This window comes from Nitrospira sp. BLG_2 (assembly GCF_049222245.1).
In genome coordinates this window covers 1-12612 of record NZ_JBLYIG010000011.1, presented here as the reverse complement: position 1 = coordinate 12612, position 12612 = coordinate 1, and the positions used below count along the sequence as shown (strand labels likewise).

Genomic DNA, 12612 nt, shown 5'->3' with positions numbered 1-12612 from the left:
TCGGTTATCCACTCCCGTCCCTCTCGACTGGAAGAAGCGTCTTCCACTCGTATCGAAGGAACGGTCACCGGAATAGGCAACCCTCCCATCGCGCGAGTCTGCTTGTACATCGTGGCCAGATTGCGCATGATTTTGGACGGTGATGCATTCCCCCCCAGATCGTTGGTTCCCCCGAGAATGGGCACATAGTTGGGCTGATGATCGAGCACATCCCGCTTGAATCGCGTGATCATTTCACCCGTCAATTCGCCGCACACCCCACTGGTGCGAACCTCGATAACATCACCTAAATATGAGTGGAGAAACTGCCCGTACGGGGTTTCCCGACCTGCCGGATTGTCCTTGGCCGGCGACTGAAATCCTGCCGTCAGACTATCGCCGAAACATATTACCAGGAGAGCTCTATTCATCTACGGACCGATTCTACCGATGCCTCTCATGACAAACAAGCCGCCGGCTTCGAGCACGTAGCTATCGTAGAACGGCTGTAAAGAACGGCGCTTTTCTTGACGAATCTGTGATCTGCCGGTAGGTCTTACGTATGACGACGGAGCTCAAAAAGGCTCAAGAAATGATGACCGCCGCGGTTGCCGCACGCGCTGCTGAAGACCCGGAGATTATCTCCATCAAACGTATCCTAAAACTACTGGACAAGACTGCCAAATCGAACCGGACATATGGCTCAACGAATCCCGTAGCACTAAAATTTACCCAGCAGCTGTTCGAAGAATTGACTCATCACCTGGCCACATATTCAAAATTGGCTTTCTTCGTTCAACGGTCCGAATTGCTGTGCAAGGACTCCGTCGTGTACCAGGCGGAAAAGGACGGAGGAAGCGAGGGCATAGCCTTCAAGCTGTATGCCGACGGCATTCGAGAACTGGTCCTCCACCAAGGTCTTACACAAGAGGATCTGTCCCTCTTTCTCGCCTCCCTATGGAGCGACGCCGATTCGAATGCAGACGACGATGATATCGTCACACGTCTTTGGTCTCGGAATTTGTCGACAATCACGCTCGTGACGGCCGAGGAACTTTCTAAGTTTTCGACAAGCCACGACGGGTTTACCCGCCTCGACGGAAGCATGAGTTCATCGGATTCGACGCTCAGAGAACTGTTAAATCGGGAACGGGAACGCAAAAAACAAAGCGGATCGGGAACCGATTCCAATGGCAGCGGTTCCGGCAACGCCAGAAGCCGTTTCCAGTCCGGACTTGCCGGCTATGAAGTGACGGAAGAAGAGCTTGCCGTCATTGCGCAAGAAATCGAGACGGAGCGAAAACAGGATAGCCTTATCTACATCCTGGACATGCTGACCGCAATCCTCGCATCAGAGCAGTCTCCGGCGTTGCTGACAAAGCTCTTCAGTCTGTGGGGCACTATCGTAGATTCCCTTCTTCGCGACGGCAAATGGACGGTGTTGGAGAATGTTTTAAGTCTTCTCCATGAAACGGACGTCGTGCGGCCTGATCTGCATGAGGAACATAAGCAACAGTTGGCCTCTCTCCTCAACGGACTTGGTCGGGCGGAACGGGTGAAGGTGATCGAGACCTATCTCAACCGAAGCCCCGATGCCGACGTGAAGGGGCTCTCCACCATCTTACTGTTGATGAAAGAGGATGCCGTCCCATCGATCTGTTCGCTTCTTGCCAACGTCACATCCCCGATCCACCAAGCCATTGTGTCGGAAACCCTCGCGGTCTTGGCAAAAGACCACCCCGATCCTTTGTTGCGAGGGTTATCGGACCGCAGACCTGGGTATGTTCGTAATCTGCTTTCAATCCTCATCAAGTGGAACAATCCGAAGTTCGCCGATCCGGCCGAAAAATTGATCCGCTACCCTGACGCGCTGGTTCGTCGGGAAGTGGTCCGCGCTCTGGGCCTGTTCCGACCCAACGGCAATGGCACGAAACTGGTCTCCCTCGCGACCGATGAAGATGAAGGGGTCCGATTTGCCGTGCTCAAGCTGCTCATGTCCGGCCAGTACACCGTTCCCTTCTCCGTTTGGTCTCCGCTTGTGTCGGAAGAAGGGTTCATGGATCGCTCGATCAGTGAGCGCCGAGCGGTCTTTCAGGCCATCCGCGCCACGTGCGGCGACGAAGCGGTTCCTTATTGGCAAGGGCTTATGACCGAATGGGCCTGGATGAATCGAAGAAAAAAAGAAGAGCTGGCGGTCATCGGAGCGGAAACGCTCGGAAAACTTGCCACCTCCGCCGCTATCGCGGCTCTCTCGCTTGGAATCAAAAGGGGAAGCTCCGCGGTTCGCCAGGCTTGTGCCGCGGCATTATCGCAAGCTCAACGACTACAACGCAGTGCCCCTTCCGCCGGCGCAACACACAAGGAAGCACAATCGTGAAAGACCCTCAGTCAAAACCTCTGCGAAACCAGGCCGGCGAAGACACTATGCAACCGATCCTGACACACGAAAAGTCACTGTCGCGGAAGATCGGCCAAGGATCAGAAGCTGGAGACATCCTCGACCAACAGTTGGTGATGCTGGGATTTCAGCTCATCACACAGTTGAACACGCTGATCAAGACGTCAAAGATCCATGGCCGGACCAACGCCGCTCTCGACAAACCGGTCGAAACGATGTTGACCCTCATTGAAACCCTCGCCCATGACCAACCGGTCACCTTGTGGGTGCAGGACGATTTTCTCTTCCTCGGCGAGAACCATCTGAAGGTAACCGCGCAACAAATGTTGGTCGTCTCAAGCATCCTGGACGCCCTGAAAAAGTGGAAGATCGGTGGGCTGACCTTTTCTTCCTCGGTTTCTTCCAAAGACCTTCGTGAATTCGCTCACCTTTTCGTCAGTCTTGACCCGGCGACAATGTCGATTGAGGACTTTCGACGGGACTTGACGAACCTGGCCGTGACCGGCATCGAACTGAAAGACCTTCGACTTCTCCGTCTCAAGGACGATCTTGCGGGGAACGGCGATGCGAAGGCACGACACAAGGCACGTTCGAAAGCCGCGTATGGCAAAGCCGTCGATGCGGTCGGCAATCTGACTCAGTCGTCCCGTGACGGCAAAACCCTCAACTTCAAGCAGGCTAAACGTGCCATTCAAAATATCGTCGATCTGATGATGCAAGACGAGCCGATCATGCTGGGTCTCACGACACTTCGCTGTCACGATCAATACACGCATAACCACTCCGTCAATGTCTCGCTGTTGTCCATCGCTCTCGCCAACAGAATCGGTTATCCTAAACCTGAGCTGGCCGACCTTGGCTTGGCGGCGTTATTTCATGACATGGGTAAATCGACCATTCCCCTTGAAATCCTGAATAAGCCGGGTGAGTTTACGGAGGACGAATGGACGATGATGCGCAACCATCCCACCGAAGGAGTCTTGAGTCTCACGCAGTTACGCGGCATCACCAACCTTCCGACACGTATGGCCGCAGCATCCTTTGAACATCACATGAACTTGGACTATTCGGGCTATCCCAAACTAAAAACTCCGTGGAAACTTTCTTTGACGGGGCGCATTCTCACAATCGCCGATTGTTACGATGCCATGACGTCCTCCCGCGTCTACCGCCGGGAACCGATGTCACCTTCGAAAGTGCTGGATATGATGCTGGCGAAATCCGGTAAAAGTTTCGACGCGACCCTGCTCAAACTGTTCGTCAATTGCGTGGGGATCATTCCGATTGGAAGCCTGGTGCTCCTCGACTCCGACGAATTCGCCGTCGTGCTCAAGCCTGCCGCCGATAAGGCCGACAGCGAGCGGCCGATCGTCCAAGTCATCACCGACGCGCAGGGCGCTTCCGTCGACAATGGCCCCGAGTTGGACCTGACCGAGAAAAACGACGTTGGCGAGTACCGCCACAGCATCATTCGGCTGGTGGACAATACGGAGCACAAATTCGATACAAGCCGTTACTTCATCTAGACGTCGTATACGGCTCGTCTATGCCTTACCCTATATCCTTTCCTCGCTTGACAGGCTGAAATCCGATCTCCGACAATGCGTCTATGGGTGGACACATCGTCATCCAAGAATTGGAATTCCGCGGCTGCTGCGGCGTGACGCCCGAGGAGCGGGCTCACCCGCAACCGCTTGCCGTCGATTTGGAATTGGACTATCCACTGGAAGCAGCCGGGTTATCCGACAACCTTGTTCGCACGATCGACTACGCGAAAGTGGCTCAGCGTGTCGTCGATATCGGAACCGTTCAGGAATCTCAGTTGTTGGAAACGCTGGCGGAACGACTTCTGGCGGCTCTGTTCGATGAATTCCCAATCGGTCGTATCAAGCTGTGGCTGCGGAAGATGCATCCTCCGATTTCCTTGACGACCCGCTCCGTCGGAATCTGCGTTGATCGCACACGGCTCTCGCAGCAAATCCTCCGCGCAGATCCACCACCAGCCCAATTTCTCGTCGAACAGCTTCATCGTCTTCCTCAAGGAAAGATCCTCGATGTAGCCTCCGGCGGAGGGCGTCACACGCTGTTCCTCGCTTCGCTCGGCTACCAGGTCGACGCCATCGATCGGGATGAGCAGGCCCTCGCACAACTTTCTGCCAGTGCCCTCGTCCGGCATCTCACCGGGATCAGTTCACGAGTGCTTGATTTGGAGCCGCCGCAGGACCATCTCCGGAAGGAAGCGTACGATGCCATTCTCGTCTTCTTTTACCTGAATCGACCGCTCTTCCCCTATCTTATTGACGCACTGAAGCCCGGCGGTATCTTGCTGTATGAAACCTTCACCGTCGATAATCACATCCAGCGCCGTCATCCAAAGCGCCGAGAGTTTTGCCTTGCGCACTGTGAACTCTTAAGTCTCGTACCCCGGCTTCGTATTCTCCATTATGACGAAGGGCTCCACGCAGGAATGAGCGGGTCGGAGTTCATCTACACGGCCCAACTTGCCGCCCAGAAACCTCAACCTCCAGGACCGTCGACATGAGCCGCTTGGACCTTCATCTGCATACCACCCACTCTGACGGGAGTTGCACGCCCACCGAGGTGGTGAACATGGCACACCGAGCGGCGGTGACGGCCTTGGCCATCACCGATCATGACATCACGACGGGTATAGCCGAAGCCATTGCAGTCGGACAACAGTGTGGGATCGAGATCATACCCGGCGTGGAAATCAGCTCGCTTGCCGGAAGCTCCGAGGTACACATTCTTGGGTATTTTCTTGATTGGCAGGACTTCGATTTGCTCGAACGCCTGAAGACCTTGCGAGACGCCCGTCATCGCCGGAATCCACAGATCATCGAACGCTTACAGACCCTTGGGATCGGCATTACGTACGATGAAGTCCGCTCACTCGCCGGCACCGACTCGATCGGTAGGCCGCACATCGCCCGTGTTTTAATGGACAAACGTGTCGTCGCTTCCGCCAAAGAAGCTTTCGATCGTTTCCTTGCCGAGGGTAAGCCGGCCTACGTTCCTCGGGAGCTTCCGAGCCCTGCCGAAGCGATTCGTTGGATCAAAGCCGCTCGCGGACTTGCAGTTCTGGCTCATCCGACGTGGGTCAGGGTGGCCGAACAGCCGCTGATTGATCTGGTTCGACAGCTCAAAGCCGACGGGCTCGACGGTGTAGAGGTCTACTATAGCACGCATGCTGCGCGACAGACTCGAGAATACCTCAGTCTGGCTCAACAACTCGGTCTATTGGTCACCGGTGGAAGCGACTTTCATGGCCTCACGAAACCCGACATCGAAGTCGGCATCGGAAAGGGTACGTTGCACATTCCAACCTCACTGCTTCCCAAGATGAAGGACGCCGCCGGGAGGCTCTAGGGCGGTATCCTTCGCATATTTTTTCCAATCCATTGACTCTTCTTCGGTATCCGCTAGACTCTGATTATCTTCAGATCTCGTCACTCATGGTCAACACATCGAGCTGGGCCGTTCAATATGTGTTCGCCGTACTGGTCGCACTCTTTGCCGGTCCCATACTGAGCAAACTACCGGCGGCGCAGTCGCTTCCCTTCACGTTGTTCGACTTGACCGGCCCTCACATCATTCGACTTATCATTGAAGGCACGGGGTTGGTCGCTCTCTGCATCCTCTCGCTCCGCGCATTCCGACAGATGCCGGATAACGGGCGAGGTTTTTCGTTTCTGCGACAACTGGTCCTTCCTGTTACAGCCCTATTACTCATCATCGTGATGGATAAGGCTCTCCGAGTTGTCGGACTCTCGCTTCTTAATCGTATGGGGCTCCCGCGCTACGCCATGGTCCATGCTGCGTCATTGACGTTGATTGGATTCTGGATCACTGCCGCATGGCTCCTGCATCTTGATGCCCTTCACCGTTTTTTCGTGAAACCTGTGCAATCAACCAGCCGCGAAGAGCTTGGACAGCAAGACGAACGTACTGGGGAAATCGACCCGGAGCAGGGAAGCAGCAAGTCTGCAGCGTATATTTTCGCCGCACAGAACAGCCCGCCGAGTGCACTCGGTCGATACAAGGTGTTAAAGGAGTTAGGACGCGGCTCGATGGGGGTGGTATATCTTGGCAAAGATCCGACGATCCAACGATTCGTGGCGATCAAAACCATGCGGCTCGATGAGGACGACGACCGAGATAAACTGCAGGAGGTGAAGGCTCGGTTCTTTCGGGAGGCCGAATCCACCGGACGATTGTCTCACCCCAACATCGTCACGATCTTCGATGCCGGAGAAGAAAACGACCTCGGCTACATCGCCATGGAGATGCTTCAAGGCACCACGCTCAAACAGTGGTCACGGAAACCGAATCTCTTGCCGCTGGAAAAGGTGATCCCGATACTGGTGACCGTCGCCGAAGCGATGGACTATGCCCACCAGCAGGGGATTGTGCATCGCGACATCAAACCGGCGAACATCATGCTGACCACCGATGAGGTCGTCAAGGTCATGGACTTCGGCATCGCCAAGATGGCGACGTCGTCGAAAACTCAGACGAATATCGTGCTGGGAACACCGACGTACATGTCACCCGAACAGATCGCCGGAAAGAAGGTGGATGGGCGATCAGATATTTTTTCGCTTGCCGTCGTGATGTTCGAACTCCTGACCGGTCGCCCTCCATTTACCGCGGACAACGTTTCGGCATTGCTGTTTGCTATCACTCATACGCCGCATCTCAGCGTCAAAGCCATCAGGCCCGATCTCCCTCCTAACATAAAGAATGTCCTGGATCGAGCATTGCACAAAGACCTGGTTCACCGGTATCGCCGCGCCGGTGAATTCGCCATGGAACTTCGATCCTGCCTCGAAGGGTTGGCCGCCTAAATATTACCCGATATTACCCGCGCGGCTTCCCTCGATTCTCCATAAGAGCTTCGATGTTAGCCGAACTTCCCGATCGCCGTTCTGAATCGCGTAACGCCGACCATAAAACGCACACGCAAAGCTGTACAGCCTGCGTGCCCGATGTATGCTCTAGTTTCGGAAATGAAGATGCCCTTTGGGCAAACTTTGGTAGCACCCTTCGGAGAGGTCCTGTTCGTGTTCTTGCAAACATTGCAGGATACGGCCATCCCCAGGTTGCACTGTCGGACAAACACGCTTCATATCTTCCGCACAGATAAACTTATATCCTTCGGCTTCCTTCCAGCGTGCCAGCCGCTGCTGAACGACCTGTTGGCAGGTCGTATCAAATTGCTTCATACGTTGTAGCACGCAACGTCGACGCGCTTCTCCTGAAAGCGAATCCGGGCAGTATGACTGCACCTCAGCCTCGCACTTCACTTCGGCGATTTGCCTGGCACGCCGGTCGTGCGGGACAGACAATCCACCATACGTGGTCGCAGATGGCGAGTCCGCCGCTCTCGTTGAGATTTCTGTCGGCGGACTGACTACGCCTGGGATCGTCAGGTCAAGCTCGGATGGATGCGGCGCTTCGGCGATTGGTGATGCCAATTGAGCCGACAGGAGCTCTTCTTTCGATGGGAAATTCGCCCAAATGATAGTCCAGACTAAAATCAAGCCCGTCACTGTGACGAGACGCGTTGTAGTTTTCCCTGATTGTTCCTCGGTGTTGGCAGTCTTCATCACGGTGAGAATAAAATAAAGCGACGAGAAAATCACCGAAAGGGGAGTTTTGCGCAAGACCGTGACGTCAACCGAACCGACAGGAGTAGAACTAGTTGTCCGGGGTTTCGACGATGTGATTCTCGAACCTGGTACAGCCTTCCGCCAATAACCGATTGGTCAGCATCTCACCCGGCCATTCAATCGGCAGATCGGCGGTGAAGACCCAAACATCAGGGGAAGTCCAGACAGGGCCGTGCTCCTCGGGAAGCTCCGGATCGAACAGATCGGTCCACACGGGCATATAGACACCATTACCACATTGTGTATGGAGATGGACGATGGTACGGGACCTTACCAGCGGATCCAGTTCCCTCCACACAGCGGCGGTTTCATCGGCGAGATGATGGAGGCGCACGGCATTCTGCGCGTCGAACATGGCATATGCAGCGTACACCGGCGCCTCAATGGTGTCCGGCGCACATGCCAACTCCGGACATTGCTTCACCAGCCCTTCGAGAATCTCGCGGCGCTGTCGATCCTCCCATGCATCCGGCAAGCCCGGATCCGGAGCTCCGATCAGCTCAAACAGGAGAAATGCGGTATTTTCCACAGGAGGAAGCAACCGCGCCGCCACGGATTGGGCACGCCTGGAATCCGCGACCGTCACAAGATGGTCATGAAACAATTGAAGATTCAACATTTCCAACGTTGCATCGGTCAAGAGGCGCGATTCGACGCGAACAACCGTTCCTGCAGGGAGCTGGAGATACTTGTTCAGGAGATCAGCTGTGGCGATCGGATCGATCTTCAACTTGAGTGGTGCGGTTAAGTTCGCCTGGAGGGGAAGCTCCAGAGCCGCCATCGTGGCATAAGTCGGCTTTTCGTCGTCGGGCCCGTCCAATAGCAACGTGCAACTCGCTTCGGCGACTAGATCGAAGAGCCATTCGGCCATTTCTTCGTCGAGCGCGGCAAGCACGGTCAGTAAATCGTGCTCCCGGCCTTGCTCGAGAAACGCCTGCAAGGTATCGATCGCATCATCGGTGTCGCCATGATCGTGGCGACGAGCATTGATAAGATGAATGAGATCCCTTGTAAGTGGATCGGGACGAGACCAGCCTAACATCGAGGCTCCCTACTATGCGAACCCGCGGTCGTGGTACGATAACTCAAAATGCATGTTGCCAAACTTTTCCTACCCATGCAAGCCTCGGGACGATTACTCGCGACTTGGCACATAGGATCAGCACACATTCTATTCACCGATAATCTTCACGAGAACCCGCTTGCGTCGACGCCCGTCGAATTCGCCGTAAAAAATTCGTTCCCAAGGACCGAAGTCGAGCTGACCCTCTGTGAGGGCGACGACAACTTCGCGCCCCATCACTTGTCGCTTCAGATGGGCGTCCCCGTTGTCTTCTCCTGTGTTGTTATGTCGATATCTTGCCTCCTGAGGGGCGAGACGTTCCAAGAAATCATCATAGTCCTGTAACAGGCCGGGCTCATCGTCATTGATGTACACGCTGGCCGTGATGTGCATCGCGTTCACCAGGACGAGGCCTTCGCGTATCCCGCTCTTCTTTATCACCGTCTCGATGTGAGGCGTAATATTGATGTAGGCTCGCCTGGTCTTAGTCTCAAACCAGAGTTCTTCGCGGTAGGACTTCATGATCAATGGCGACGTATTGTGCATGCCGCCCCAACAGACATGCAAGAGGGTCGAGCGATTCACTTCTCTTGCCGTTCGCCTCTCCTATGAGCTGCGCCGCAAAGGGCTGACCGGTTTTCGTTCAGGCAGTCGAGACCATCACGTGCTGCCCTGCTCCCACATGCAATCCTGTCGAACACCCATCCGCACCGAATAGTTCCGTCGAAAACGCCTACAAAATTGACAGTCCACAGCCTTGGTGATAAGTACTTTTACAAATTCTACGATGCTGTCGCTAGAGGGAGGTGCTCGATGTTGCCTATCGCTGAGGGTCCGTCGTTCGTCGGCAATCCTCTGAATTGGAGCCTGTTTTTTGCTCGCCAGCCGGAACCGGATCTGGAGTTCACGGAAGAAGAACTGGAACAGACAACCACGATTCGATCACCTTCTCCCATGAAGCCGCCCAAGAAATCGAGCGGGCGTCCTCTCCTGTGGGTACTTGTGTTGATCGTGATCGGCGCCGGCGCCTATGTCGCGATGGAGCCGGAGATGATCACGGAGTATGTCGGGCCGCTTCTCGGTGAATCGCCGGCTCCACAACCACCGCCGCCAGTCGCTCAAAAACTGGCTCCACCGGCACCGCCCGTCCCGGCGACTCAGCCTCAAACGGCTGCTTCGACTCCACCTCATGAAGCACCAGTCGAGGTGCCGCAGGCTGCAGCACCGACACAGGCTCCCGTTCCTGCACCTCTATCTAGCCAGCCAACGCCGACGGCCTCGGCTCCGATTCAAACTCCACCGCCATCAGTACCGGTACCCATCACCGCTTCACCGACTCCGCGGTTCAGCGAAGGGCAACGAGTCAGTGTACTCGCTGATCCCACGAATCCTGGGACAAAAGTGCTCCTGGCTCAAGACGCAGAAGGGACAAGACCGGGACCGGCCATTCCGCCAGGAACCGCTCTCACGATTCTCGATGGCGACCTGCAGGACAGCGGATGGGTCTATTCCGTCCGCAGTGACTTCGGCACGAAAGGCTGGTTGGCTGAGAAACAGCTTCAATCGAAACCCTGATCGACTTTTTCACCGCGCGCACCAGGCACAGAGGGCAATGATCGTATCGTCGCCCTCTGTGCTATAATACCGCCCGTCCGCGCCTCAGTACGTATAGGTGAGACAATCACAAGCCTCGGGAATCCATGCGCGCCGTGATCTTCGACTTCGACGGTGTCATCGCCGACACTGAACCGCTTCACTTTGAAAGTCTGCGCCGGATACTGGCAGACATCGACATCATTCTGACCGAAAAAGACTATTACGCCGACTATCTCGGCTTCGACGATCGCGGATGTATTCTGGAAGCGCTACGAGTCAATCGACGTCCAGTCTCTCCCTCGCTTGTCGAAGAGTTGATGGCAAAAAAAGCCGTCGCCTATTTGTCCTCAATTAAGGATCACCTCGTGATTTTTCCGGGTGTCCGAGAATTTGTCGAAGACGCCGCGGCCGCCTACCCCATTGCCATCGCCTCGGGAGCCTTGCGCACCGAGATCGAGTTGGTGCTGGAACAAATTGGGATCCGAAAAGCATTCGGTCACATTACCAGTGCGGAGGATGTTACGTGTGGTAAACCGAATCCGGAACCATTCCTGCAAGCGCTGGCGGGATTGAACGGCCGGCATTCTGCGGCCCCGATCCCGCCGGCTGCCTGCTTGGCTATCGAAGATTCCCGCCCCGGTATCCGTGCCGCACGATCAGCGGGAATGAAGGTCCTGGCGGTAGCCAATACCCACACCGTACAAGATCTCCACGAGGCCGATGCCATCAGTCATAGTTTAAGCGACACACGCCTCCAGGACGTGTGTGCTCGCTTGTGGTCGACATGAGCTCGATATAACGATGAGAATCTGCTCACTCATCCCAGGGGCAACCGAAGTGGTCGCCGCTCTCGATTTGGCTGATCAGCTGGTCGGCATCAGCCACGAATGCGACTTTCCTGCCTCGGTTCGACATGTTCCCGTCATGATCGAATCTCTGGTCGGAAAGGACGGAGGCACCGGTAGGGAAATCGACCGACAGGTCAAAGAACTGGTTGCGTCAGGACAGCGGCTTTACCGACTCGATGAGAACGCCTTTTGCGGTGCCCATCCGGACCTTATTTTGACGCAGGATCTGTGTCACGTCTGCTCAGTCACGCCGGACCAACTCATACGCGCGATCGAGTCACTTCAATGCCAACCTCACGTGCTCACCCTCAACCCAACGACGTTAGACAGCATGATCCATGATATCGAGCGTATTGCCGAAGCGGCAGGCGTACTCTCGAAGGGACGGGCATTCGCCCGGGAGCTCCGGCGGCGAGTGGACCACGTGCGAGCAGAGACCAGGAGGACGCGGTCGCGTCCTCGCGTGGTGTGTCTAGAATGGCTGGATCCTCTCTATGTCGCAGGCCATTGGGTTCCGGAAATGGTCGAGCTGGCGGGCGGCCACGACGTCCTTGGCTCCCAGGATGCTCCATCATATGAAACGACGTGGCACGCCGTGGAAACCGCTCGACCCGACGTGATTTTTGTGATGCCCTGCGGTTACTCCGTCGAGCGCACGGTCAATGATCTCAGGCGAGCCGGGCAAACCGGTGACGTATGGCGGCGGACTTCCGAACAAGGACCGGATGTTTACGTGGTTGATGCGGCATCCTTCTTCAGCCGCCCCGGCCCTCGACTCGTCGACGGCGTGGAGTTACTCGCGGCCATTCTGCACAAGAGTCCTGCCCATCCTATCGACGCCGCCAAAGCGATCAAACTTGAAGCGACTACACTTACCGCAGGCTGCGCGTCATGACGGTCTCTGAAGCTCAAGCCTGCTGCACGGCCTACACGAAGAAAAGCGGCAGTAATTTTTACTATTCGTTTTTGTTCCTTCCCAAAGCCAAACGCGACGCCATGTACACGATCTACGCCTTCTGCAAGGCCGTCGAAAGGGCT

Annotated in this window: 13 protein-coding genes; 9 read left to right on the top strand and 4 right to left on the bottom strand. The window is 55.7% G+C overall.

From position 1 onward, the window contains the following. Positions 1-410 (bottom strand): GDSL-type esterase/lipase family protein (locus tag ACOSYY_RS00375; protein ID WP_421660234.1); only part of this gene is annotated, 410 nt, incomplete at its 3' end. 131 nt (positions 411-541) lie between these two features. Here ACOSYY_RS00375 and ACOSYY_RS00370 point away from each other — a divergent pair. The 5 genes from ACOSYY_RS00370 (at position 542) to ACOSYY_RS00350 (ending at position 7242) form a co-directional block, all read left to right on the top strand. Continuing rightward, positions 542-2356, top strand: coding sequence for a HEAT repeat domain-containing protein (locus tag ACOSYY_RS00370; protein WP_421660233.1), 1815 nt, complete (start codon positions 542-544; stop codon positions 2354-2356). Further along, positions 2353-3903 (top strand): HD-GYP domain-containing protein, encoded by a 1551-nt coding sequence (locus tag ACOSYY_RS00365; protein WP_421660232.1) that lies wholly within the window; start codon positions 2353-2355, stop codon positions 3901-3903. The genes ACOSYY_RS00370 and ACOSYY_RS00365 overlap by 4 nt, the downstream gene beginning before the upstream one ends. Before the next feature lie 83 nt (positions 3904-3986). After that, positions 3987-4919: a dihydroneopterin aldolase gene (folB, locus tag ACOSYY_RS00360; protein WP_421660231.1), complete on the top strand. Its 933-nt coding sequence runs from the start codon at positions 3987-3989 to the stop codon at positions 4917-4919. Then, positions 4916-5764 (top strand): PHP domain-containing protein, encoded by an 849-nt coding sequence (locus ACOSYY_RS00355; protein WP_421660230.1) that lies wholly within the window; start codon positions 4916-4918, stop codon positions 5762-5764. Before folB ends, ACOSYY_RS00355 begins: the two co-directional genes overlap by 4 nt. Before the next feature lie 86 nt (positions 5765-5850). Continuing rightward, on the top strand, positions 5851-7242 hold the full coding sequence (locus tag ACOSYY_RS00350; protein WP_421660229.1) for a serine/threonine-protein kinase: 1392 nt from the start codon (positions 5851-5853) through the stop codon (positions 7240-7242). Positions 7243-7392: 150 nt separating this feature from the next. Here ACOSYY_RS00350 and ACOSYY_RS00345 read toward each other — a convergent pair whose 3' ends face one another. The 3 genes from ACOSYY_RS00345 to ACOSYY_RS00335 all read right to left on the bottom strand — a co-directional run bounded on the left by ACOSYY_RS00345 (position 7393) and on the right by ACOSYY_RS00335 (position 9652). Next, complete coding sequence (locus ACOSYY_RS00345) at positions 7393-8061, bottom strand: hypothetical protein (protein ID WP_421660228.1); 669 nt, start codon at positions 8059-8061, stop codon at positions 7393-7395. A gap of 34 nt (positions 8062-8095) precedes the next feature. Beyond that, a complete protein-coding gene (locus ACOSYY_RS00340) occupies positions 8096-9109 on the bottom strand; it encodes a hypothetical protein (protein ID WP_421660227.1) in 1014 nt (337 codons plus the stop codon). Positions 9110-9238: 129 nt separating this feature from the next. Then, positions 9239-9652 (bottom strand): secondary thiamine-phosphate synthase enzyme YjbQ, encoded by a 414-nt coding sequence (locus ACOSYY_RS00335; protein WP_421660237.1) that lies wholly within the window; start codon positions 9650-9652, stop codon positions 9239-9241. A 291-nt stretch (positions 9653-9943) separates the two neighbouring features. On the opposite strand from ACOSYY_RS00335, the gene ACOSYY_RS00330 reads away from it, so the two are divergent. From ACOSYY_RS00330 to ACOSYY_RS00315, 4 genes are all read left to right on the top strand, one after another. Beyond that, positions 9944-10705, top strand: a complete 762-nt coding sequence (locus ACOSYY_RS00330; RefSeq protein WP_421660225.1) for a hypothetical protein — start codon at positions 9944-9946, stop codon at positions 10703-10705. A 125-nt stretch (positions 10706-10830) separates the two neighbouring features. Beyond that, a complete protein-coding gene (locus ACOSYY_RS00325; RefSeq protein WP_421660224.1) occupies positions 10831-11514 on the top strand; it encodes an HAD family hydrolase in 684 nt (227 codons plus the stop codon). 13 nt (positions 11515-11527) lie between these two features. Then, complete coding sequence (locus tag ACOSYY_RS00320) at positions 11528-12469, top strand: BtuF-related (seleno)protein (RefSeq protein WP_421660223.1); 942 nt, start codon at positions 11528-11530, stop codon at positions 12467-12469. Further along, positions 12466-12612 (top strand): squalene/phytoene synthase family protein (locus ACOSYY_RS00315; protein WP_421660236.1); only part of this gene is annotated, 147 nt, incomplete at its 3' end. The genes ACOSYY_RS00320 and ACOSYY_RS00315, both read left to right, overlap by 4 nt.